This window comes from Streptomyces sp. PKA51 (genome assembly GCF_057552455.1).
Genome location: NZ_BAAJPZ010000005.1, coordinates 281,750 through 304,182, shown reverse-complemented (window position 1 = coordinate 304,182; position 22,433 = coordinate 281,750). Strand labels below are relative to the sequence as shown.

Sequence of the window (22,433 nt, the reverse complement as noted above, 5' to 3'; positions counted from 1 at the left end):
TACGGGATCTGGCACTCGTGACCATTGAGTGCCAAGGGCGGAAGGGCCCGGCGGATCCCCGTACGACGGTAGGACCACTGACCCTGGAGGTGCGCGCGATGCTGAGCGAACGCAGGCTCGAGGTGTTGCGCGCCATCGTCCAGGACTACGTGGGCACCGAGGAGCCGGTCGGCTCCAAGGCACTGACCGAGCGGCACAAGCTGGGGGTCTCCCCGGCCACCGTGCGCAACGACATGGCCGCGCTGGAGGACGAGGGCTTCATCGCCCAGCCGCACACCAGCGCCGGCCGCATCCCCACCGACAAGGGCTACCGCCTCTTCGTCGACAAGCTGGCCGAGGTCAAGCCCCTGTCGACGCCCGAGCGGCGCGCCATCCAGAACTTCCTGGACGGTGCCGTCGACCTGGACGACGTGGTGGCGCGCACGGTGCGGCTGCTGGCGCAGCTGACCCGGCAGGTCGCCGTGGTGCAGTACCCCTCGCTGAGCCGCTCGACCGTGCGGCACGTGGAGCTGCTCGCGCTGGCCCCGGCCCGCATCATGCTGGTGCTGATCACCAACACCGGCCGGGTCGAGCAGCGCATGATCGACTGCCCGGCGCCCGTCGGCGAGGCCGCGCTGGCGGACCTGCGGGCCCGGCTCAACAGCCGGGTCGTGGGGCGGCGCTTCAAGGACGTGCCGCCGCTCGTGCAGGACCTGCCCGATTCCTTCGACCAGGAGGACCGAGGAACCGTTTCGACGGTCCTTGCGACTCTGCTGGAGACGCTGGTCGAGGAGACCGAGGAACGGCTGATGATCGGCGGCACCGCCAATCTCACTCGTTTCGGTCATGATTTTCCGCTGACGATCCGGCCCGTGCTGGAGGCGTTGGAGGAGCAGGTCGTACTGCTCAAGCTGCTCGGTGAGACCAAGGACACGGAGATGACCGTGCGCATCGGTCATGAGAACGCCCACGAAGGGCTGAACTCCACATCGGTGGTCGCCGTCGGCTACGGTTCGGGCGACGAGGCCGTCGCCAAACTCGGCGTGGTCGGACCGACCCGCATGGACTACCCCGGAACGATGGGAGCGGTACGCGCAGTGGCACGTTACGTCGGACAGATCCTGGCGGAGTCGTAAGTGGCCACGGACTACTACGCGGTCCTGGGCGTACGGCGCGACGCCTCGCAGGACGAGATCAAGAAGGCCTTCCGCCGCCTCGCGCGCGAGCTGCACCCGGACGTCAATCCGGATCCCAAGACGCAGGAGCGGTTCAAGGAGATCAACGCCGCCTACGAGGTGCTCTCCGACCCGCAGAAGAAGCAGGTCTACGACCTCGGCGGCGACCCGCTGTCCTCCTCGGGCGGCGCGGGCGCCGGCGCCGGCTTCGGCGCGGGCTTCGGCAACTTCTCCGACATCATGGACGCCTTCTTCGGCCAGGCGTCGCAGCGCGGACCGCGCTCGCGCACCCGCCGCGGCCAGGACGCCATGATCCGCCTGGAGGTCAGCCTCACCGAGGCCGCCTTCGGCACCACCAAGGAGATCCAGGTCGACACCGCCGTCGTCTGCACCACCTGCAGCGGCGAGGGCGCGGCCCCCGGCACCTCCGCCCAGACCTGTGACATGTGCCGCGGCCGCGGCGAGGTCTCGCAGGTCACCCGGTCCTTCCTGGGCCAGGTCATGACCTCCCGCCCCTGCCCGCAGTGCCAGGGCTTCGGCACGGTCGTGCCCACCCCGTGCCCGGAGTGCGCCGGCGACGGCCGCGTCCGCTCCCGCCGCACGCTGACGGTGAAGATCCCGGCCGGTGTCGACAACGGCACCCGCATCCAGCTCGCCGGCGAGGGCGAGGTCGGCCCCGGCGGCGGCCCGGCCGGCGACCTGTACGTGGAGATCCACGAGACCCGTCACCCGGTCTTCCAGCGCCGCGGCGACGACCTGCACTGCACGGTCACCATCCCCATGACGGCGGCCGCGCTCGGCACGAAGGTGCCGCTGGAGACCCTCGACGGCGTCGAGGAGATCGACATCCGCCCGGGCACCCAGTCCGGCCAGTCGATCCCGCTGCACGGCCGAGGCGTCACCCACCTGCGCGGCGGCGGCCGGGGCGACCTGATCGTCCACGTCGAGGTCACCACGCCGACCAAGCTCGACCCGCAGCAGGAGGACCTCCTGCGCCAGCTGGCCAAGATCCGCGGCGAGGAGCGCCCGATGGGCGAGTTCAAGCCGGGCCAGCAGGGCCTGTTCTCGCGCCTGAAGGACGCGTTCAACGGGCGGTAGGCGCGCGGCCGGGGGTCCGGGGGTCGTCCCCCGGGCGGGTACGGCAAGCCGGGCCGGCAGGGCCTGTTCTCGCGCCTGAAGGACGCGTTCAACGGGCGGTAGCCCGTAGCCGATGTGCTGGAGGGGCCGCCCGTTGGGGCGGCCCCTCCAGCACATCGGGCGCCTGGCGCTCCCGGGGCCCCGGGCCCCCGCCCGCCTTGTGACACGATGAGGTCATGCCCCCGTCGACCGGAGTGACCGCACTGTTCGAGCAGCTCGAGCATCCGATCGTGCAGGCCCCCATGGCGGGTGGAGCGTCCACCCCCGCCCTCGCCGCGGCCGTCTGCGACGCCGGTGGCCTCGGCTTCCTCGCCGCCGGCTACAAGACCCCGGGCGCCCTCCGCGAGGAGATCCGGCAGGTGCGCGCCCTGACCTCCCGCCCCTTCGGCGTGAACCTCTTCCTGCCGCAGCCGCCCGCCGCCGATCCCGGTGCCGTCGCCGCGTACGCGCGCCGCATCGCGCCCGAGGCCGCCGCGTACGGCGTCGCGCTCGGCGACCCGGACCAGGCGACCGACGACGGTTACGACGCCAAGCTCGCCGCCCTCCTCGACGACCCCGTCGCCGTCGTCTCGTTCACTTTCGGGTGTCCCTCCCGTACGGCGGTGGACGCCCTCGCCGCGGTCGGTACGGCGACCGTCGTCACCGTCACCTCCGCCGCCGAGGCGCGCGCCGCGCAGGAGGCCGGCGCGGACGCGGTGTGCGTCCAGGGCGTCGAGGCCGGCGGCCACCAGGGCACCCACCACGACGACGTGCGCGCGGACCGCCCCGGTGCCGGTACCGGGCTGCTCGCCCTGCTCGCCGAGGTCCGGGAGAGCGTGCCGCTGCCCGTCCTGGCCGCCGGCGGCCTGATGCGCGGCGGCCAGATCGCCGCCGTCCTCGCCGCGGGGGCGTGCGCCGCGCAGCTCGGTACGGCGTTCCTGCCGTGCCCGGAGTCCGGGGCGCATCCCGTGCACAAGAGCGCGCTGACGGATCCGGCGTTCTGCGGCACCGAGTTGACCCGGGCCTTCTCGGGCCGTCCCGCCCGGGGCCTGGTGAACCGTTTCCTTCGGGAGCACGGTCCGGCCGCCCCCGCCGCGTACCCCCAGGTCCACCACCTGACGTCCCCCCTGCGCAGGGCGGCGGCCGCCGCCGGCGACCCCGGGGCCCTGAACCTGTGGGCCGGCCAGGGCCACCGCCTGGCGCGCACCCTGCCGGCGGCGGAGCTGGTCGCCGTGCTGGCCGCGGAACTGAGAGCAACACGAGAGAGCGAGTAGGTCATGACAGCGCCGGTCTTCCTGGTCGAGGAGGACGCCCTGACGGGCGTCTTCCCCGGCACCGTCTTCCCGCTGGACGGCCCCGAGGGCCGCCACGCGGTCTCGGTGCGCCGGCTGCGCGTGGGGGAGGAGATCGTCCTGACGGACGGTCAGGGCAACGGTGTCCACGGCACCGTGGCCGCCGTCGAGGGCAAGGACCACCTCGACGTCGCCGTCACCTCCGTACGCTCCGAACCGGATCCGCAGCCGCGCATCACGGTCGTCCAGGCCCTCCCCAAGGGTGACCGGGGCGAACTCGCCGTGGAGACCATGACCGAGACCGGTGTGGACGCGGTCGTCCCGTGGGCGGCCTCCCGCTGCGTGACCCAGTGGAAGGGCGAGCGCGGCCTGAAGTCGCTCGGCAAGTGGCGGGCCACCGCCCGCGAGGCCGGCAAGCAGTCCCGCCGCCTGCGCTTCCCCGACGTCGCCGATCTCATGACGACCCGCCAGGTGGCCGAGCTGCTGGCCGGGGCCGCGTTCGCGGCCGTCCTGCACGAGGAGGGCAGCACCCCGCTGGCCACCGCCGACCTGCCGCAGACCGGCGACATCGTCCTGGTCGTCGGCCCCGAGGGCGGCGTCTCGCCCGAGGAGCTCGACGCCTTCGCCGCCGCGGGCGCCCACCCGTACCGCCTCGGCCCGAGCGTCCTGCGCACCTCCACGGCCGGCACCGCGGCGGCGGCCCTGCTGCTGGGGCGCACGGGACGCTGGGGCTGAGTGCGGTCACCGCCATGGGAAGTTCTTCCCATGGCGGTGCCCACCGGCCCGTGACATCGTCTTTTCCGGCAAGGGCTCGTGCCGGCACCGACCACGGGGGAAACGGGGGATCCGGTGCCGGCGCGGCCCGGGTCGCCCTGTGGCCGCCGGCCCCGTTCGGACCGGCTTGAGGCGACCTCCCGGCCCCCCGTAGCATGCAGCGGGCGGGGGCCGAGGGAGAAGAAACCGGCCATGCCACGACTGCGCGCCCGCGACTACGAGCACATGCTCGACCTCGTCGCCGCCGTACTGGACCACCCCGAGCCCGACCGGCTGGGCCACCTGATCGCCGGCCACCTGCGGGAATCCCTCGACTGCGGCACGGTGACGTTCTCCGGCATCGACCCCACCACCGGCGCTGCCCGCGCCGAGGGCTGGGCCCCCGAGGCCATGGGCCGCCACGTCGAGGACATGGTCCAGCGCCGGATCCTGCAGCAGCACCCCCTGATCCCGTACCTCGCGGCCGGCGAGAGCCGACCGGTGGTCGTCGGCGAACTGTGCGACGGCTGGCGCCACTCCCCGTGGTACTCCGAGGCCCGCCGCGACTACGGCACCACCCAGCAGCTGGGCATCCCCATGGCCACCGAAACCGCCCCCGTGCGCGCGATCGTCGTCGCCCGGGACGGCGACTTCACCGACCACGACCTCGCCTTCGTCGAACGCGTCCACCCCCTCCTCGTGAGGGCCGACCGCCACACCCGCGAACTCCGCCGCCTGCGTGGCGCAACCCCCTCCGCCACCCCCGACCACGGCCTGACCCCCCGCGAACTGACCGTCCTGGGCCTCCTGGCCGAGGACCTCCCGGCCACCGGCATCGCCCGCCGCCTCGCCCTGTCCCCCCACACGGTCAACCGCCACCTCGAAAAGATCTACCGCAAGCTCGGCACCAACAACCGCCTCGCAACGGTCCTCCTGGCCAAGGAGGCAGGACTGATCACCTGACGGGCCGTGACCACTGGTGTCAGAACCGGTCTCTAAGCTGGGTGGTTCTTGACCACTCTTGGAGAGCCGGGCGCGCTCGGCGGGGAGGCGCGGCCGTGAGTGACGCCGGCAACGGCAAGGTCCTGGACATCAAGACCGCCGACATCAAGGCCGCAGCGCCCGTCTTCCACGAACAGGGCAAAAAACTCAGCGAGGCGCTCACCAGACTGATCGGCACGCTCGACGGCCTCGGCGAGCCCTGGGGCAAGGACGATGCGGTCCAGCAGTTCGCCACCGAGTACCCCCGTCGGCAGAAGGACATCGAGAAGGCGACCGGCACCCTGGTGCTGGGCCTGGTCAGCATCCACGAGGCACTGGTCGACATGGCCGACGGACACGTCGACAACGACGCGCTCGTCGCCGGAATGTTCACCAAGGCGAAGCCGGGCGACGCCGGGACGAAGGGCGGCCGGTGAGCGCCGCCGAGGAGGCCAGGGCGGTCCTGGAGAAGCTCGGCCTCCACTGGCCCGACGGCGACCCGGGAAAGCTGCGCAAGGCGGCGGCCGCCTGGAAGGAGTTCGCCAAGGCCGTCGAGGGCGTTCGCGGAGCGACCAACAACACCGCGCAGGCACTCATCCGCAACAACCAGGGCGAGGGCATCGAGGCGTTCCGTGTCTTCTGGGGCCGCTACGCGGGCGCGGGCTCGGGCGGCAAGGGGTGGCTCGACGACGTCGCCGCCTCCGCGCACGGCATGGCCGACGCCCTGGAGAGGCTCGCCCATGCCATCGACGATGCCGTCGACAAGCTCTGGAAGAAGATCGGCATCGAGGCAGGTGTCATCCTCGCGGGCGTCGGCCTGGGCTTCCTGACCTTCGGGCTGAGCACCGCCGCCTCGGCGGCGGCCGCCACGGCGGTCATCGAACTGGGCGCGACGGTCGGCATCGCCATCTCCGCCACCGTCGCCGAGGTCGTCGCCACCACGCTCGTCGTGGCCGCCTTCAGCGGGGTGGAGGCCGTCACCGTCGACCTGGCGGTCGCCCAGCCGGCGAAGATCGCAGCCGGTCTGCAGCACGGCTTCAGCCTGGACGAGATCAACGCCGCGGCGACGGACGGCATGATCTACGGCGGTGCCTTCGGAGGCGCGTTCAACGGGGTCAGTGCCCTGGGCCGCAGCGCCGAGCTGGCCGGCGGATACCGCAACCTCCTCAAGGGCGTCCGCCCCGGTCTGGTCGAGCTGCCCCCGGCCGCCCGCCCCACCGCCGAGATCCCCTGCGCCAAGGACCCGATCGACGTCGCCACCGGCACGATGCTGCTGCCGCAGACGGACCTGCGGCTGCCGGGCGCCCTGCCCCTGACCGTCGAGCGCACCCACCTGTCGTCCTACCGCTCCGGCGGCTGGTTCGGGACGACGTGGGCCTCGACGTTCGACGAGCGCGTCCAACTGGACGCCGAGGGCGTCGTCTACGCCGCCGCGGACGGCATGCGCCTGGTCTACCCGGTACCCACGCCGGGGGAGCCGGTCCTGCCCGTGAAGGGCCCGCGATGGCCGCTGCAGTGGGACGGCCGCCCGGACGGCACGCTGACCGTCACCGACCCCTACCAGGGAGTCGTCCGCACCTTCGGAGCGCCCGCCCCCACCGACACCCCCGGCGCCGTCCAGCTCCCGCTGGAAAGCCTTCACGACCGCAACGGCACGCGCATCGACATCGAGCGCACCGAACTCGGCGCCCCCACCGCACTCCGGCACTCCGGCGGGGCCTACGTGGCCGTCGACACCGAAGGGCCGCGCATCACGGCACTGCGCCTGCTGGACGAAGCGCCGTCGCCCTACGAACACCCGCACGCCCCCGGGCGCGGCACCGTGCTGATGCGCTACGGCTACGACGCGTCGGGCAACCTGACCGAGGTCACCAACTCCAGCGGCAGACCGCTGCGCTTCACCTACGACACCGAAGGCCGAATAACCTCCTGGACCGACCGCAACGGCACGTCGTACGGCTACACCTACGACACCCGCGGCCGCGTCATACGCACCGAGGGAAGCGACGGCTTCCTCTCCGGCTCCTTCGCCTACGACGACGACACGCGCACGACCACCGAGACCGACTCCCTCGGCCATCTGCGCACCTACCGCCACAACACCGACGGGCAGGTCGTCGAGGAGACCGACCAGCTCGGCAACACCACCCGCACCGCATGGGACCCCCGAGGCGACCGCCGCCTCGCCGTGACCGACCCCCTGGGCCGCACGACCCGCTACACCTACGACGACGCCGGCAACCTCAGCCGCGTGACGCTGCCGGACGGTACGGCGGCCCACGCCACGTACGACGCCGACCTGTGCCGCCCGCTGCAGGTCACCGAGCCGGGCGGCGCGACGTGGCGGCACGCCTACGACGAGCGCGGCAACCTCCTCGCCACGACCGACCCGCTCGGCGCGGTCAGACGCTACGCCTACGACGACGCCGGCCACCTGACCGCGGTCACCGACGCCCTCGGGCACACCACCACGGTCCGGTGCGACGGCGCGGGCCTGCCGCTCGTCGTCACCGATCCCCTCGGTCACGCCACCACCGTCCGCCGGGACGCCTTCGGGCGGGTCGTCGAGGCGGTCGACCCGCTCGGCCGCGTCACCCGCATGTCCTGGACGACCGAGGGCAGGCCCAGCCGGCGCGACCTCCCGGACGGCACCTGCGAGACGTGGACGTGGGACGGCGAAGGCAACCTCCTCACCCACACCGACCCCGCCGGCAACACCACCACCCACACCAGCACCCACTTCGACCTGCCCGCCTCACGGACGGAGCCGGACGGGACGACGTACTCCTTCGCCCACGACACGGAACTGCGGCTCGTCGCCGTGACCAACCCGCAGGGCCTGACATGGTCCTACGACTACGACGACGCGGGCCGCCTGGCGGCGGAAACCGACTTCAACGGACGCCGCATCACGTACGTCCACGACGCGGCCGGACAGCTGCTGGCACGGACCAACGGTGCAGGCGAAACGCTGCACTTCGAGCGCGACGCACTGGGCCGAGTGATCGAGCAGCGCTCCGACACCGGCGGGACCACGACGTACACCTACGACACGGCAGGCCGACTGGCCCGCACAACCGGCCCCGGCGCCGACATCGTCCACGAACGGGACGCCCTCGGTCGGCTGCTGTCGGAAAGCGTCAACGGCCGGGTGACCCGGTGGTCGTACGACGCCGAAGGACACTGCACGCAGCGCACGACCGCCTCCGGACTGACAACGGAATGGACGTACGACCCCGCCGGGCGGCCCACGACCCTGCGCAACGACGCCGGCAGCCTCACCTTCACCTACGACGCGGCCGGCCGCGAGACCGCACGCCGTCTGGGCGACGACGACACCGTGCTCACCCAGTCCTGGGACGCCGCCGATCGCATCACCGGACAGAGCGTGACCTCCGGAGCGCCCGGCGCCGAGCGCCTCCTCCAGCACCGGTCCTACGCCTACCGGGCCGACGGCCACCTCGAGGAGATCCGCGAGCTCACCTCCGGCACACGGCGCTTCGACCTCACCGCCACGGGCCGCGTCACCGGCGTACGGGCCCACGGCTGGACGGAAACGTACGCCTACGACACCGCCGGCAACCTCACCCACGTCACCGCCCCCGCCCACGAGGCCCCCGGCCGCCACGAAGTGGACGGCACCCTCCTGCGCCGCGCCGGCCGCACCACGTACGAACACGACGCCCAGGGCCGCCTCACCCGCAAGACCCGCAAACTGCTCAACGGCCAGACCCGGGTGTGGACGTACACCTGGGACGCCGAGGACCACCTGACACAAGCCGTCACCCCGGACGGCGAACAGTGGGCCTACACCTACGACCCACTGGGCCGCCGCCTGGCCAAGCGCCGCCTCTCCGACGGCGCCGAAACGCTCTTCACGTGGGACGGCACGCGCCTGGCGGAACAAACCGCCCCCGACGGTGCCGCCACCACCTGGGACTACGCCCCGGGCACCCACCGCCCGGTCGCCCAGACCCACCACCGCCCCCGGGCGGAGGGCGAGTCCCTGATCCGGGACTACGCCGAGACCGCGGCCCGCTTCCACGCAGTGATCACCGACCCGGTCGGCACCCCCACGGAACTCGTCACCCCGGACGGCACCCTGGCCTGGCAACACCGCACCACCCTCTGGGGCACCCCCCTCCCCACCCCACCCCAGCCCCCCGACGCCCCGGACTGCCCCCTCCGCTTCCCGGGCCAGTACGCGGACCCGGAAACGGGCCTGCACTACAACTACTTCCGCTACTACGACCCGGAGACGGCGCGCTACATATCGCCGGACCCACTGGGGCTGGAACCGGCGCCGAATCCGTCCAGCTATGTGGACAATCCCGGTTCATGGGGTGATCCGCTCGGTTTGGCGCCCTGTGATGTCAGAGAACTTTCTCCGCCCGGGAAATCCTCGGGAATGAGGAATTCGGCAGGCTCTGCTGGAGGTGGATCACGTCTTCCCGACGCTGGTGAGACATGGCTTCGAGGAACTTCGGGCAATGCCGGGAGGGTGCCTGGACAAGTCGCTCGGGCGCTGCAAGGACGCCAGTTCAAGAACTTTGACGAATTCCGCGAGGCTTTTTGGATCGAGGTCTCGAAGGATCCTTCCCTGGCGTCTGGGTTCGGGCCTTCCGGGCAGACGTTGATGTCCCAGGGCAAGGCGCCATTCGTCACGAAGGACCAAGCAGTGGGCGGGAACAGGAGGTACGTACTGCACCATGCAACACCTATCCAGCGCGGAGGCGGCGTGTACGACCTCGACAATCTTCTCATCGTGACCCCGCGATATCATAAGGAAGTGCTGGATCCCGGATATCACATGGGTGGGTGACTGTGGGATTGGACTGTTCAGGTGAGTGAAGGAGGCTCGAAGTGACACGAGATGAGCTCATTCAACTCGTGCAGCGAATCATGGCTGGCGAAGGAACCGAAGAAGAGCATGACGCGCTAGTGGATCGCCTCGAAGAGAATGTTGTGCATCCGCGAGTGCTGGACTTGATCTACTATTCCGACCCGCCGCTTACAGCTGAAGAAGTAGTGGACCAGGCCTTGTCCTACCGGCCGATCGAGCTGTGAAAGCGGCGCCGCCGCTACTTGTTCGCGTGGTCGCCCAGGAAGAACAGCAGCCAGATGAAGCCCGCCAGGGCGTGCGTGATGAAGACGTAGACGAGCACGCGCAGGGCTATCTGGCGTTCTGCGCGCTTCTCGGAGTCCGGCGTGGCGGGTGGCATGGGAATGCCAGCCTACCTTGTTGCCGGGAGCGGGAAGCGGGTGCCGGTGAGGTGTTCGGACAGGTCCCACAGGCGGGTGCCCACGGTCGGGTCGGTTGCCGTCGGTGACAGTCGGACGCGCGTCGGGTTGCCGCGGAGTTCTGCCGCGCCGTCGGGGCCGATGAAGTCGCCGCCTGCCGCGTCGGGGGCCGTGGCGGCGTACAGCTGGGGGAGTGCGCCCTGGTCGGGGTGCTGGGCCAGGAGGGGGTTGCCGATGCGGCCCAGGAGCAGGCGCAGGGTGGCGGTCGATGCGCGCATCTGCAGGTTCGTCGCCGTGTAGCCGGGGTGGGCGAGCAGGCTGCGGACCGGGCTGCCGGTGGCGGTCAGGCGCCGGTGGAGCTCGTGGCCGAAGACGGCGTTGGCGAGTTTGGACTGGTTGTAGGAGCGCATGGGGGAGTACGAGCGCTCGCCGTGGAGGTCGTCGAAGTCGATGCGGGCCTTGCGGTGGTTGAGCGAGCTGACCGTGACCACGCGCGGGTCCTCCCCGGCGGAGAGCAGGTCGAGCAGGAGGCCGGTGAGCGCGAAGTGGCCCAGGTGGTTGCAGGCGAACTGCAGCTCGTGGCCCTGGGGGCTCAGCGTCCGGGGCGGTGCCATGACGCCCGCGTTGTTGATCAGCACGTCCACCCGCGCCTGCTCGGCGTGCAGCCGGTCGGCGAAGGCGCGGACCGAGTCGAGGTCGGCGAGGTCGACGGGGTGTACGTCGAGTCGGGCGCCGGGCAGTTCGGCGGCCACCCGGCGGCCCTTCGTCTCGTCGCGTACGGCGAGGATCACGTGCCCGCCGCGGCGGGCGAGCGCCCTGGTGGTGGCCAGGCCCAGCCCGCTGGTGGCGCCGGTGACGACGAAGGTGCGGCCGGTCTGGTCCGGGATGTGGTCGGCGGTCCATCGATGCTGCCTCATGAGGCACACACTGCCCTTCGTGGCACAGAGTGTCAACAGTGACCATTCGTGCCGTCCGCTGCATCGTGGCGGTACGCTTGCTCCGTGAGTCCCCGCCCCGAAACCAGCCTGGCCGAGCGCAAACGTCAACTCGTCGCGGACGAACTGACCAGCGCAGCGCTGCAGTTGCTGGCGCAGAAGGGGTACGACGGGGTCACCATCGACGAGATCGCCGCCGTCGCCGGCGTCTCCCGGCGGACGTTCTTCCGGTACTTCGCGTCCAAGGAGGACGTCGTCGTCCGGTTCCTCGCGGACATGGGCACCGGCATGCGCGCCGCCCTCGCGGACCGTCCCGCCGACGAGCCCGTGTCCGTCGCGCTGCGCCACGCCGTCTCGGGGCCCCTCGCCGCCTGCGGCGACCACGCCGACAGTGCGCGGGGCGTCGTCCGGCTGATCCTGGGCACCCCCGCCCTGCACGCCCGCTTCCTGGAGCGTCAGGCGCAGTGGCGGGAGGATCTGACGGCGGAGCTGGCGGCCCGTACCGGGGCGGACGCCGACGCGGAGCTGTACCCGCAGATGGCGGCCGGCATGGCGCTCACCGCCTTCAACACCGTCCTGCAGCGGTGGAGCGGCGGCGACGACGATGCCGCCGTGGACCCGGCCGGGCTGCTGGAGCGGGCCTTCGCGGTCGTCGCCCCGGCGCTGGACGCGCAGTAGCCGAAGCGGCGCTCAGGGGCAGGTGACGACCTGCCCGGCCCAGGACATCCCGCCGCCGAAGGCGAGCAGCAGGACCGGCGCCCCCGAGGGGAGTGCGCCGCGCTCGGTGAGCTTGGACAGGGCGAGCGGGACGGAGGCGGCGGAGGTGTTGCCGGACTCGACGACGTCCTGGGCGATCACCACGTCCTCGGGGAGGCCGAGCCGGCGGACGACGGCGTCGATGATGCGCAGGTTGGCCTGGTGGGTGACGACGCCGGCCAGATCGGCCGGGCGCAGGCCGGCGCGTGCGCAGGCGTCCTCGGCGAGGGCGGGGAGTTCGCCGGTGGCCCAGCGGAAGACGGTCTGACCTTCCTGGGCGAAGCGCGGATGCCAGGCGCCGGCCAGGCGGACGGCGTCACCGCGCGTGGGGTCCGAGCCCCAGACGACCGGCCCGACGCCTCCTTCGTGGTGCGCGCTGAGTACGGCGGCGCCCGCGCCGTCCCCCAGCAGAACGCAGGTGCGCCGGTCGGTCCAGTCGGTGACGTCGGACATCTTCTCCGCACCGATGACCAGTGCGTGGCGGGCCGCGCCCGCGCGCAGGGCGTGGTCGGCGCAGGCGAGGGCGGTGCAGAAGCCCGCGCACCCGTTGTTGAGGTCGAAGGCCACGGGGGAGGGCAGGCCCAGGCGGGCGGCGACCTGGGCGGCGGTGGAGGGGCAGCGGTCGATCGCCGTGCAGGTCGCCACGGTGATCAGCCCGATGTCGGCGGGTTCAAGACCGGACGCGGCCAGGGCCTTGCCGGCAGCGGCGGTTGCCATGTCGGTGACCGATTCGCCGGGGGCGGCGAGGTGGCGCGTGGCGATGCCGGTGCGGCGGCGGATCCACTCGTCGTCGGTGTCGACCATGGTGGCCAGGTCGTCGTTGGTCAGCACGCGCTCCGGCTGGTAGTGGCCCAGAGCGGCGATACGGCTTCCCGCAGGGCTTCCCGGTACGGCTGCATGCATGGTCGGTTGCATGGTCGATCTCCTCGGCTCGGCGACGGAGCCCGGAATATAGCAACCGATCGATCGGAAGTTAAAAGGTCGTGGCTCGGTAGGATGACGCCATGAGCCCTCGCAACTCCTTCGCCGAAGCCCGCCGCACGCGGGAGCGCATCGTGGCGCGCGGCATCGCCCTCGCCTCGGTCGACGGCCTGGAAGGGCTCACGATCGGTCGCCTGGCCGCCGACCTCGGCATGAGCAAGGCCGGCGTCCTCGGCCACTTCGGCACCAAGGAGGCCCTGCAGCTCGCCACCCTCGACGGAGCCGCGGCGGCGTTCTCCCGCCTGGTGTGGGAGCCCGCGGCGCCCAAGGAGCCGGGGCTGCCCCGGCTGCGCGCGGTCTGCGCGAGCTGGGCCGGCTACCTGGAGGCCGGGCAGGAGATCTTCCCCGGCGGGTGCTTCTTCACCACGGCATCCGTCGAGTTCGACGCCCGCGGCGGCCACGTCCGCGACGCCGTCGCCCGCCTGTTGCGCGTCTGGCGCGGCCGCCTGGCCGCCGAGGTGCGCACGGCCGTGGCGGCGGGCGACCTGCCCCCGGACACCGATCCGGAGCAGCTCGTCTACGAGCTCGTCGGCCTGTACATGGCCCTCAACCAGGAGACACAGCTCTTCGCCGACCCCTCGGGCGCCGCCGCCCGCACCCGCCGGGCCGTGGACCGCCTCCTCGCCCACCCGCCGCGCTGCGCTTGAACCTTTGCCGAACGGTCAGCCACCTGCGCCCACTCCTCGCCTAGCCTCGGCGGCATGCTCGACACGAACGTGATCAAACTCGACGACACGGCCCGTGCGTTGCCCGGCGCGTGGCGCTCCGCCGTCCTGGGCCGGGCCGGTGAGGGCTCGGTCGTCAAGGTGCTCCGGATGGACGGCACGCCCCTCGCCGAGGAGCTGCACGACACACCCGAGGCGCTGATCGTCCTCGACGGGCGCCTGCGACTGCGCGTCGCCGGACGGCCGGTGGAGGTGGGCGCCGGCGAGATGTACGTCGTACCGGCCGCGACGCCCCACGCCGTCCTGCCCGGCAGCCACGGCGCCCTGCTGATCGTGGAGGCCGCGTGACGGCCGTCGGGTGGCGTCAGCCCACCAGGCGCTTGCGCCAGTCCAGGGGGGTGACGGTGATGGCCCGGCGCGCGTCACCGTTCCACTCCGTCGCAAGTCCCGCCTCCGCGAGGGCGGCGACGACCTCGCGGCCGACGGCCGCCGTCGTCTCCACCGACCCGTCGAACCCGCCGTACAGCAGCGTCAGCCCGTGCCCGGAGGCGGCCGAGTCCGTGCACTGGGAGTGGAAGTACACGAAGCCGCGGGCACCGGGCGCGCTCTCCGCGCCTATCTCCGCCTGGCCGCACGAACGGCAGCAGGTGAAGTGCTCCCGGGCGGTGATGCCGGCGGCCTCCAGGGCCGCGAAGGCCCGGGTGAGGCGTTCGGGATCCGTCTCGCCCTCCCAGGCGGCCTGTTCGGCGACCCGCTCGCACCACAGCCGGTCGGCCAGCTGCTGCGCCTGGGCGGCCGAGACCGGCCGGCGGTCGCCGGAGACGAGGTAGTCCTCGGCGAGCTCGGCCAGCTGTGCGCGCGTCGCGTAGCCGCCGACCAGCACCTCGCGGATCCGGCCCTCCAGCTCGCCGCGTTCCTCCTCGTCGAGGGCGAGCGGCGGTACGGGCTCGGGTGCGGGCATGTCCAGCCGGGTCCACTGCAACCCCGCGTCCCGGCCGTCCTGCTGGCGCGCCCAGCCCGTCAGTGCCGCGGTCACCGCGGTCACCGCATCCGGGCCGTCGAGCACCGCCTGGAAGTGCCGGTCCGGCGCCCCGGCCCGGTGCTCCAGCGTGTAGGCGCCGCCCGCCTCGTGCCACACCTGGGCGAAGACGTCCGGCAGGTCGGGGATCCTCTGCACGACCAGGAACCGGTCGCCCTCCCCGCCGATCCGGGCGACCAGCCCGGCGAGCTCCTGCCCACTCACCCGGACGCGGCGGCGTCCGTCCTCCGTCTGCACCGTGATCGCAAGCATGCCGGCACTCTCCCATGGACCACTGACAAGCCCCTTGACGGGCATCGTCGTCCGCTGTTGCCATGCTCATGATGTGGTCCAGCGGTCCAGGAGAGGAACCCGCATGGAGCTTCCGAGAACCACGACCACCGCCCCGCTCGGGCGCCGGGCCTTCGCCACCCGCGGGCTCGGCGCACTGGCGGGGATCACCGCGGCCGTCGCCGTGACGTCCGTGGCCGCAGCGCCGGCGGTGCAGGCCAGGGCCCTGTCGGGGCAAGGCAGCTGGCGGTTCTGCACCAAGTGCTTCGTCATGTTCTTCTGGGGCTACTCAGACGACGGGCACTGCGCCGCGGGCGGCGCCCACACGCAGGCCGGCTACAACTTCGTCCTGCCCTACGACGTTCCCGAGACGGGCAACGCCCAGGCCAACTGGCGCTTTTGCACCAAGTGCTACGGCCTGTTCTTCTTCGGCTACCCCAGCGGCGGTTGGTGCCCCACCGGCGGGTCGCACTACGCGGCCGGCTTCAACTTCGTGATCCCGCACGACGTCGCCGAGACGCCCTCCGCCCAGGCGTACTGGCGCTTCTGCACCACCTGCTACGGGATGTTCTTCTGGGGCTACCCGGAAAAGGGCCGGTGTCCCAACGGCAGCGGGCACAACGCCGCGGGGTTCAACTTCGTGATCCCGCACACGTAGAGCCTGTCCGGCGGATCATGCCATGCCCCGTAAGGGGCCCGGGGCGTGCCGATCTGCGGCTGCCGCCGCGTGGGCGCGATCGGCCGGCGACGGCCCGCCTGACACGCCACCCCGGGCCGACTGCGGGCGCGTCGTGGCTTGTCGCGCAGTTCCCCGCGCCCCTGCGGGGCACTGCGCGATCCGCGACGAAGGTCCGCCGGACAGGCCCTGGAGCCCGTCCGGCGGATCGCGCCGCGCGCCGGTGTGCGTGTGCTCAGTGGTTGGTACCGGAGGCCCAGATCGCCTGGCTGCCGTCGTAGATCACCACGTTGCCGTCGTCCTGGACGACCAGGCGCGAGCCGGGGTGCCCGGCCGTCCGGGAGTTCCAGACCGCCCTGCCCGAGCGGGTGTAGACGACGAAGTTGCCGTCCTCCTGCATCACGGCCCGCCAGCCCTGGTTGACCGTGTTGGACGCCCAGCGCGCGCGGCCGAACTCGTCGTAGATGACGAGGTTGCCGTCGCCCTGCATGACCAGGGTCGCCGTGTCGGAGCTCACCGACTGGTTGCGCTCCAGGGTGTACGGCGCGTACAGGGTCCGGCTCGCCAAGGTTCTCGTGCCGGCCGCCGGGGCCTTGGCGCTGGTCGAGGAGGCCGCGGTCGCCGGGCCGGCCAGGGCCAGGGAGCCGGCGAGCGAGGCCGTCGCCAGCAGGGTGGTCAGGGCGGTGGTGATCCTCTTGCTCACGATCCTCTTGCTCACGAAAGATCCTTCCGTCGGGCTTTCGTCGAGTCGTGCAGCCGCCTGTGCCGTGCCCCCGGGGGCGCCGGGGGCGGTACGGACTCTGGCATCCGCCCCCGCCGGACGAGACGGCTTCGTACGGATGTGACGCGTTCGCAGCCGTGTTTGGCCGAACGGGACGGCGCCAACTCGGCGCGCAACAAGGCCCGTTGTGCCCCAAGGCGTCCTTCCCCGCTCCCCGCCCGCAGTGGGACACTCTCCGCCATGGGTGCGTCGAGGCGCATACGTGGCATACGTGTACGGGAGTGGGGCCGCCCCCGCCTGCGGTACGGGGCCGGTGCCGCGGGCCTGGCCGTGGCGGCCGTGGTGGCGCTGGCCGGCTGCGAGCCGGCCGCCGGGCTCGACGCGGCGACCGTCGCCGCCGTCACCCAGCGCCAGGCGTCCCAGGCGCTCGGCCGCTCCGGTGTCGCCGTGGCCTGGCTGACCTGCCGGGGCAAGGCGCAGGACGGCGGCACGGACATGGCGGGCTCGCCGCAGCCGGTGACGATCGTCGGCATCGAATGCGAGGGCGGTACGGACAAGGGCAGGCGGATCATCGTCTTCGGCACCGTCACCGGCGTGTCCGGCACCGCCTGCGTGCGCGGCCTGCTGACCGCCAACGTGGACGGCCGGACGGTCTTCCGGGTCAGCGTGCTCGGTGACTGCACCCGTACCGGTGGCGGCGCTCCCTCCTCGTCCGTACCCACCGCGCCGGGCCCGGGCGTGCCCAAGCCGCCCCCGCCGCCGCAGGGCGGCACCCGGGGGCCCACCGCGCCGGCGCCCTCCGCGAGCTGCAGCAGTACGCCCGTACCCCGGGGCAAGTGACGGCCGGGTCGCGGCGGCCGTACGGACGGGCGGGTAACATCCGCACCGTAGGAGCCGACGACCCGGGAGGAGCCCACCGGTGGCGGGAGAACCGCAGGCGGACTGCCTGTTCTGCAAGATCGTCAAGGGGGAGGTGCCCGCGACGATCGTCAAGGAGACGGCCACGACGCTCGCCTTCCGCGACATCAACCCGCAGGCGCCCGTGCACGTCCTGGTGATCCCCAAGGTGCACCACCCGGACGCCGCGTCCCTGGCCGCCGCCGAGCCGGCGATCGCCGCCGACGTGCTGCGCGAGGCCGGCGAGGTCGCCCTGCAGGAGAACGGGGACAGCGGCTTCCGCATCGTCTTCAACACCGGCGCCGGCGCCGGGCAGACCGTCTTCCACGCGCACGCCCACGTCCTGGGCGGCCGCGGCTTCAACTGGCCCCCCGGCTAAGCCCTTGTCCGTACGCGAACTGGTCGTCCTGGGCACCGCCAGCCAGGTGCCCACCCGGCACCGCAACCACAACGGCTACGTCCTGCTGTGGGACGGCGACGGCATCCTCTTCGACCCGGGCGAGGGAACGCAGCGGCAGATGCTGCGCGCCCGGGTGGCCGCGCACGACCTCAACCGGATCTGCATCACCCACTTCCACGGCGACCACTCGCTCGGCCTCGCCGGGGTGATCCAGCGCATCAACCTCGATCGGGTGCCGCACCCGGTCACCGCCCACTTCCCGGCCAGCGGCAGGCGCTTCTTCGAGCGGCTGCGCTACGCCACCGCCTACCGCGAGACGGTGGAGCTGGCGCAGGAGCCGGTGGCGGGCACCGGCGCGGTGCTCGCCGTCACGGACGCGTACACCCTCGAAGCGCGCCGGCTCTCGCACCCCGTCGAGTCCTACGGCTACCGCCTGACCGAGCCCGACGGACGCCGGATGCTGCCCGAACGGCTGGCCGCGCACGGCATCGCCGGGCCGGACGTGGGCCGGCTGCAGCGCGAGGGCGAGGTCCGCGGGGTCACCCTGGACGAGGTGAGCGAGGTGCGGCGCGGGCAGCGCTTCGCGTTCGTGATGGACACCCGGCTGTGCCAAGGCGTGCACGAGCTGGCCGAGGGCTGCGACATGCTGGTCATCGAGTCGACGTTCACCGACGAGGACGAGGACCTGGCCACCGAGCACGGCCACCTGACCGCCGGTCAGGCCGGGCGGGTGGCGGCGCAGGCGGGCGTGCGCCACCTGGTGCTCACCCACTTCTCGCAGCGCTACGACGACCCGGCCGTCTTCGAGCAGCAGGCACGCGCCGCGGGCTTCGACGGCGAACTCACCGTCGCCCGCGACCTGATGCGCGTCCCGGTGCCGAAGCGGCGCTGAGGGAGCCGGTCGGCCGGGGCCTCGCCCCGGCGCGCCGCCTCGCGCGGTCCGCGGCATCGCCACGGACCGCGCGCACAGTGGCTACAGGACCCGGGCGCAGGTGTTCTCGCGCGTGCCGTCCTTCGGATTCCAGTCGCAGACCCTCATGATCAGATTCCAGACGTTCTTGGGGGCCTTCGCGCCCGGGTTGTAGGTGCCGTTCGTCTTCACGCCGTACCAGGGCACCCACTCCTCCAGACCGTTCTTGTACTGCCAGTAGGCGAGGTACAGCCGGGCGCCGTCGTGACTCGGGTCGCCGTGGCACTGGTCCTTGACCTCGATGTCGAAGTCCGTCGTGTAGAGCTTCTTGCCGCTCGGCGTCTGCTTGTGGGTGTCGTAGTAGTTGTAGGTCCCGGAGGCGAGCGAGCAGCCGCTGTACGACTGTCCGGACACGAAGGACAGGGAGGTCGCGCCCGCCTGGCCGGCGAGCGTCAGCAGAGCGGCGGTGGCGACGGCGGCGGTGGTCGAGGCGCGGCGCAATCCGTGCATCATCAGCTCTCCCGTTCGACGTGAGGAGTGTGCGGTGGTGTCGGCGGACGACGATGGCAGCGCCGGCCGGCCGCGTCCACGCATCGGCCGTCCGGGACGTGTCCGGGCATGTCCGGGCTGGTCGGACAGGGCGTTCGGCGGTGAACCGGTGAGTTCGGGCACGTGACGGAAAGCAGCGTTGCGGTCCCCCGCGTCGCTGCCGACCATGTGCACCATGGGGGCTCAGGGGGGACCGGATCCGGCCGGGGCGCAGGACGCCGCTGCTCTGGTGGCGCTGATGCGGGAGTTGCGGGAGCGCTCCGGGCTCACCTACCGGAGGCTTCAGCAGCGCGCCGCCGAGCGGGGCATGGTGCTGGCACGCAGCACGATCTCCGACGTGCTCGCCCGGAACGCCCTGCCGCGCCCCGAGGTCCTGGAGGCCTTCGTGGTGGCCTGCGGCGAGGAGTCGCGGGTGGGGGAGTGGCTGGCGGCCAGGGAACGCGTCGCCGGTCGCCAACGGGAACGCGCCGGCGGGACGCCGCCGGACGGCGGGGCTGTGGTCCCGGCTGCGGTGGCTGCCGGTGGTGGTGGCCGTGCCGGCCCTCGGCTACTGGGCGCTCGGCGCGGGGCTGCTGCGGACCGGCGGCGACGCGCGGCCGGCGCCCGCGACCGCCGCCGGCACGACTCCCGCCGGCACGACCCGCGCCGGCGCGTTCAGCCTCTTCGAGGCGAGGAGCACCAAGGGCGCGACGATCGCGAGCGTGGGATACCGGTACTGGGACACCGGTGACGGGTGGTACGGCGTGGAGTACGTGATGCCGTTCTCCCGGGACGACCGGGACGCGTACCACGACGGCTGGGGCGGCCGGCTGGTCATGCACTACGAGGACCGTCGGGGCCGGCACGAGAGCGTCCTGGTCGCCAACCCCGACGGCGACCAGGCAGCGGGCAGGGACGGTGTCCGCTACGGATTGAAGAACGTGTGGTTCGAGGTGTGCGACTCCAACGGACGGGAGCTGCACGGCTGCCAGCGGCTGCGCAAGGCCCGGACCCGGACCTGAGCGGCCCGGGCCCGGACGCGACGACGCCTGCGCCGCCGTGCACGCCTTACGGCAGGTAGTACATCGGGTTCGGCAGCTTGTAGGTGCGCTCGGCGTGGCCGCCCTGCAGGTCGCTGAACTGGTCGCCGAAGTTGGCGACGATGCGGTAGCCCTTGGACTCGATGTACGCGCGCGTGCCCGACTTGTACTCGACCGTGGTGCACTTGGCGCCGCAGGCCAGGTAGGCCGGCGGGGTCTTCTTGTTCTTCAGGAAGAAGTGCTCGGTGTCGGCGGCGGGCTTGTAGCCGGCGTTCTTGAGGTTGCGCACGCTCCAGTCCCGCTGGTGCTCGTCGCGACCGGTGACGAAGAAGACCTCGACGCCCTTCTCCTTGGCCCAGTTGACCAGCTGCGGCATGCCGAAGACCGGGCCCATGTCGGTGGACTTCAGGTACGCGTCCTGCGACTCGGGCGTGAAGCGGAAGCCCTGCTGCAGCTCGTAGTTGTAGGTCAGCAGGGTGGTGTCGTCCACGTCCAGGACGATCGCGGGCTTCTTGGCGCCGTGCGCCTTGCCCTGGTTCTTGACGACCCGCTCCAACTGGGCCTTCGCCTTGCGCTCGATGTCGGCCACCTGCTTGGCGTAGTTGCTCTCCGGCGAGGCGTAGTGCTGGCCGGAGGCGTCGACGGTGTCGCCGTAGTACGCCTTGATCTTGTCCTGGACCTGCGTGAGGTTCGGGATCTCCTTGTCCGAACGCGGCACCGCGTGGTCGGCGCTGGCGGCACCCGCCGTGTACAGGCCGGCCCCGGCGACGAGGGCGGCGGCGGTGGCGGCGGCCACGCGCACGCGCGTGGACTTCAGGGAGAGGGACGGCACGTTATGACTCCTGGGTAACAAGGAAACTCTCCGTGAAGCTAAGCGCTTGATCTGGACTGGTCAAGGGCTCTCTACGCGCGAAGAAGATCGTCCGAGGGCGTACCGTGGGGAGCACAACCAGCGACACGAAGGGTGGGGCTCGAGATGGCGCAGGAAGTACGAGCGGTCGTCGCCCCGGGCAGGAACGAGCCGGTGCGCGTGGAGACGATCGTCGTGCCCGACCCGGGGCCGGGCGAGGCCCTGGTGAAGGTCCAGGCGTGCGGCGTGTGCCACACCGACCTGCACTACAAGCAGGGCGGCATCAACGACGACTTCCCCTTCCTCCTCGGCCACGAGGCGGCCGGCATCGTGGAGGCCGTCGGCGAGGGCGTCACCGAGGTCGCCCCCGGCGACTTCGTCGTCCTGAACTGGCGCGCGGTCTGCGGCCAGTGCCGCGCCTGCCTGCGCGGGCGCCCGCAGTACTGCTTCGCCACGCACAACGCGCGGCAGAAGATGACGCTGACCGACGGCACCGAGCTCGCCCCCGCCCTCGGCATCGGCGCCTTCGCCGAGAAGACCCTCGTGGCCGCGGGCCAGTGCACCAAGGTCGACCCCGCGGTCTCGCCCGCCGTTGCCGGCCTGCTCGGCTGCGGCGTCATGGCCGGCTTCGGCGCCGCCCTGAACACCGGCAACGTCGGCCGCGGCGACTCGGTCGCCGTCATCGGCTGCGGCGGCGTCGGTGACGCGGCCGTCGCCGGCGCCCGCCTCGCCGGAGCCGCGCGGATCATCGCCGTCGACCTCGACGACCGCAAGCTGGAGTGGGCCCGGCGCATGGGCGCCACCCACACGGTCAACTCCCGCGACACCGACCCCGTCGAGGCCATCCGTGAGTTCACCGGCGGCTTCGGCGCCGACGTCGTCATCGACGCCGTCGGCCGCCCCGAGACGTACAAGCAGGCCTTCTACGCCCGCGACCTCGCCGGCACCGTCGTCCTCGTCGGCGTCCCGACGCCCGAGATGCAACTGGAACTGCCGCTCCTGGACGTCTTCGGCCGCGGCGGCGCCCTGAAGTCCTCCTGGTACGGCGACTGCCTGCCCAGCCGCGACTTCCCCATGCTCGTCGACCTGCACCTGCAGGGCCGGATCGACCTCGCCTCCTTCGTCACCGAGACCATCGGCCTCGGCGACGTCGAGAAGGCGTTCGAGCGCATGCATCAGGGCGACGTGCTGCGCTCGGTGGTGGTCTTCGAGGACTGACCGCCGGCCG

Annotated in this window: 24 protein-coding genes and 1 pseudogene; 18 read left to right on the top strand and 7 right to left on the bottom strand. The window is 72.2% G+C overall.

Translation table 11 applies throughout. From position 1 onward, the window contains the following. The first annotated feature begins 98 nt into the window (after positions 1-98). The 8 genes from hrcA (at position 99) to AC27L3_RS10745 (ending at position 10,363) form a co-directional block, all read left to right on the top strand. Positions 99-1,115, top strand: a complete 1,017-nt coding sequence (gene hrcA, locus AC27L3_RS10780; RefSeq protein WP_487233774.1) for a heat-inducible transcriptional repressor HrcA — start codon at positions 99-101, stop codon at positions 1,113-1,115. Beyond that, a complete protein-coding gene (dnaJ, locus tag AC27L3_RS10775; protein ID WP_487233773.1) occupies positions 1,116-2,252 on the top strand; it encodes a molecular chaperone DnaJ in 1,137 nt (378 codons plus the stop codon). 215 nt (positions 2,253-2,467) lie between these two features. Beyond that, positions 2,468-3,544, top strand: coding sequence for a nitronate monooxygenase (locus tag AC27L3_RS10770; RefSeq protein ID WP_487233772.1), 1,077 nt, complete (start codon positions 2,468-2,470; stop codon positions 3,542-3,544). Positions 3,545-3,547: 3 nt separating this feature from the next. Beyond that, the gene (locus AC27L3_RS10765; RefSeq protein WP_487233771.1) at positions 3,548-4,297 is read left to right on the top strand and encodes a 16S rRNA (uracil(1498)-N(3))-methyltransferase; all 750 of its coding nucleotides are present in this window, start codon (positions 3,548-3,550) and stop codon (positions 4,295-4,297) included. A 231-nt stretch (positions 4,298-4,528) separates the two neighbouring features. Then, the gene (locus tag AC27L3_RS10760; protein ID WP_487233770.1) at positions 4,529-5,278 is read left to right on the top strand and encodes a helix-turn-helix transcriptional regulator; all 750 of its coding nucleotides are present in this window, start codon (positions 4,529-4,531) and stop codon (positions 5,276-5,278) included. Between the two features lie 95 nt (positions 5,279-5,373). After that, entirely contained in the window at positions 5,374-5,733 is a 360-nt protein-coding gene (locus AC27L3_RS10755; RefSeq protein ID WP_487233769.1) for a hypothetical protein, read from the top strand. Further along, positions 5,730-10,118, top strand: a complete 4,389-nt coding sequence (locus AC27L3_RS10750; protein ID WP_487233768.1) for a DUF6531 domain-containing protein — start codon at positions 5,730-5,732, stop codon at positions 10,116-10,118. Before AC27L3_RS10755 ends, AC27L3_RS10750 begins: the two co-directional genes overlap by 4 nt. A 41-nt stretch (positions 10,119-10,159) precedes the next feature. Then, positions 10,160-10,363, top strand: coding sequence for a bacteriocin immunity protein (locus tag AC27L3_RS10745; protein ID WP_487233767.1), 204 nt, complete (start codon positions 10,160-10,162; stop codon positions 10,361-10,363). A gap of 14 nt (positions 10,364-10,377) precedes the next feature. On the opposite strand, the gene AC27L3_RS10740 is transcribed toward AC27L3_RS10745, so the two are convergent. Together AC27L3_RS10740 and AC27L3_RS10735 are read right to left on the bottom strand one after the other, a co-directional pair. Then, a complete protein-coding gene (locus tag AC27L3_RS10740; RefSeq protein ID WP_487233766.1) occupies positions 10,378-10,518 on the bottom strand; it encodes a DUF6126 family protein in 141 nt (46 codons plus the stop codon). Between the two features lie 12 nt (positions 10,519-10,530). After that, positions 10,531-11,454, bottom strand: coding sequence for an oxidoreductase (locus AC27L3_RS10735; RefSeq protein WP_487233765.1), 924 nt, complete (start codon positions 11,452-11,454; stop codon positions 10,531-10,533). A gap of 84 nt (positions 11,455-11,538) precedes the next feature. On the opposite strand from AC27L3_RS10735, the gene AC27L3_RS10730 reads away from it, so the two are divergent. Next, entirely contained in the window at positions 11,539-12,150 is a 612-nt protein-coding gene (locus tag AC27L3_RS10730; RefSeq protein ID WP_487233764.1) for a TetR family transcriptional regulator, read from the top strand. A gap of 12 nt (positions 12,151-12,162) precedes the next feature. On the opposite strand, the gene AC27L3_RS10725 is transcribed toward AC27L3_RS10730, so the two are convergent. Continuing rightward, entirely contained in the window at positions 12,163-13,143 is a 981-nt protein-coding gene (locus AC27L3_RS10725; RefSeq protein ID WP_487233763.1) for a beta-ketoacyl-ACP synthase III, read from the bottom strand. An 89-nt stretch (positions 13,144-13,232) separates the two neighbouring features. Between AC27L3_RS10725 and AC27L3_RS10720 the strand changes: the two genes are divergently transcribed. Together AC27L3_RS10720 and AC27L3_RS10715 are read left to right on the top strand one after the other, a co-directional pair. Continuing rightward, positions 13,233-13,856, top strand: a complete 624-nt coding sequence (locus AC27L3_RS10720) for a TetR/AcrR family transcriptional regulator (protein ID WP_487233762.1) — start codon at positions 13,233-13,235, stop codon at positions 13,854-13,856. Between the two features lie 54 nt (positions 13,857-13,910). Then, positions 13,911-14,222, top strand: coding sequence for a cupin domain-containing protein (locus AC27L3_RS10715; RefSeq protein WP_487233761.1), 312 nt, complete (start codon positions 13,911-13,913; stop codon positions 14,220-14,222). Positions 14,223-14,238: 16 nt separating this feature from the next. Here the strand turns inward: AC27L3_RS10715 and AC27L3_RS10710 are convergent, their stop codons facing one another. Next, positions 14,239-15,165 (bottom strand): DUF6891 domain-containing protein, encoded by a 927-nt coding sequence (locus tag AC27L3_RS10710; protein ID WP_487233760.1) that lies wholly within the window; start codon positions 15,163-15,165, stop codon positions 14,239-14,241. Between the two features lie 103 nt (positions 15,166-15,268). On the opposite strand from AC27L3_RS10710, the gene AC27L3_RS10705 reads away from it, so the two are divergent. Further along, positions 15,269-15,841: a hypothetical protein gene (locus tag AC27L3_RS10705; protein WP_487233759.1), complete on the top strand. Its 573-nt coding sequence runs from the start codon at positions 15,269-15,271 to the stop codon at positions 15,839-15,841. 253 nt (positions 15,842-16,094) lie between these two features. Here the strand turns inward: AC27L3_RS10705 and AC27L3_RS10700 are convergent, their stop codons facing one another. Next, positions 16,095-16,577 (bottom strand): hypothetical protein, encoded by a 483-nt coding sequence (locus AC27L3_RS10700; protein WP_487233758.1) that lies wholly within the window; start codon positions 16,575-16,577, stop codon positions 16,095-16,097. 243 nt (positions 16,578-16,820) lie between these two features. Here AC27L3_RS10700 and AC27L3_RS10695 point away from each other — a divergent pair, with 243 nt between their 5' ends. The 3 genes from AC27L3_RS10695 (at position 16,821) to AC27L3_RS10685 (ending at position 18,769) form a co-directional block, all read left to right on the top strand. Beyond that, positions 16,821-17,420, top strand: a complete 600-nt coding sequence (locus AC27L3_RS10695) for a hypothetical protein (protein ID WP_487233757.1) — start codon at positions 16,821-16,823, stop codon at positions 17,418-17,420. Between the two features lie 79 nt (positions 17,421-17,499). Continuing rightward, complete coding sequence (locus tag AC27L3_RS10690) at positions 17,500-17,856, top strand: histidine triad nucleotide-binding protein (RefSeq protein WP_487233756.1); 357 nt, start codon at positions 17,500-17,502, stop codon at positions 17,854-17,856. Positions 17,857-17,860: 4 nt separating this feature from the next. Then, positions 17,861-18,769 carry a ribonuclease Z gene (locus tag AC27L3_RS10685; RefSeq protein WP_487233755.1) on the top strand — a complete coding sequence of 303 codons (909 nt, stop codon included), beginning with the start codon at positions 17,861-17,863 and terminating at the stop codon, positions 18,767-18,769. A gap of 81 nt (positions 18,770-18,850) precedes the next feature. Here the strand turns inward: AC27L3_RS10685 and AC27L3_RS10680 are convergent, their stop codons facing one another. Then, complete coding sequence (locus tag AC27L3_RS10680; RefSeq protein ID WP_487233754.1) at positions 18,851-19,300, bottom strand: hypothetical protein; 450 nt, start codon at positions 19,298-19,300, stop codon at positions 18,851-18,853. 202 nt (positions 19,301-19,502) lie between these two features. Between AC27L3_RS10680 and AC27L3_RS10675 the strand changes: the two are divergent. Together AC27L3_RS10675 and AC27L3_RS10670 are read left to right on the top strand one after the other, a co-directional pair. Further along, positions 19,503-19,676, top strand: a pseudogene (locus AC27L3_RS10675) (helix-turn-helix domain-containing protein); the annotation flags it as partial. 181 nt (positions 19,677-19,857) lie between these two features. Then, entirely contained in the window at positions 19,858-20,337 is a 480-nt protein-coding gene (locus tag AC27L3_RS10670; RefSeq protein WP_487233887.1) for a hypothetical protein, read from the top strand. Positions 20,338-20,383: 46 nt separating this feature from the next. Here the strand turns inward: AC27L3_RS10670 and AC27L3_RS10665 are convergent, their stop codons facing one another. Further along, positions 20,384-21,187, bottom strand: a complete 804-nt coding sequence (locus tag AC27L3_RS10665) for an HAD family acid phosphatase (RefSeq protein ID WP_487233753.1) — start codon at positions 21,185-21,187, stop codon at positions 20,384-20,386. Between the two features lie 144 nt (positions 21,188-21,331). On the opposite strand from AC27L3_RS10665, the gene AC27L3_RS10660 reads away from it, so the two are divergent. Beyond that, positions 21,332-22,423, top strand: a complete 1,092-nt coding sequence (locus AC27L3_RS10660) for an S-(hydroxymethyl)mycothiol dehydrogenase (protein ID WP_487233752.1) — start codon at positions 21,332-21,334, stop codon at positions 22,421-22,423. Positions 22,424-22,433: the final 10 nt, after the last annotated feature.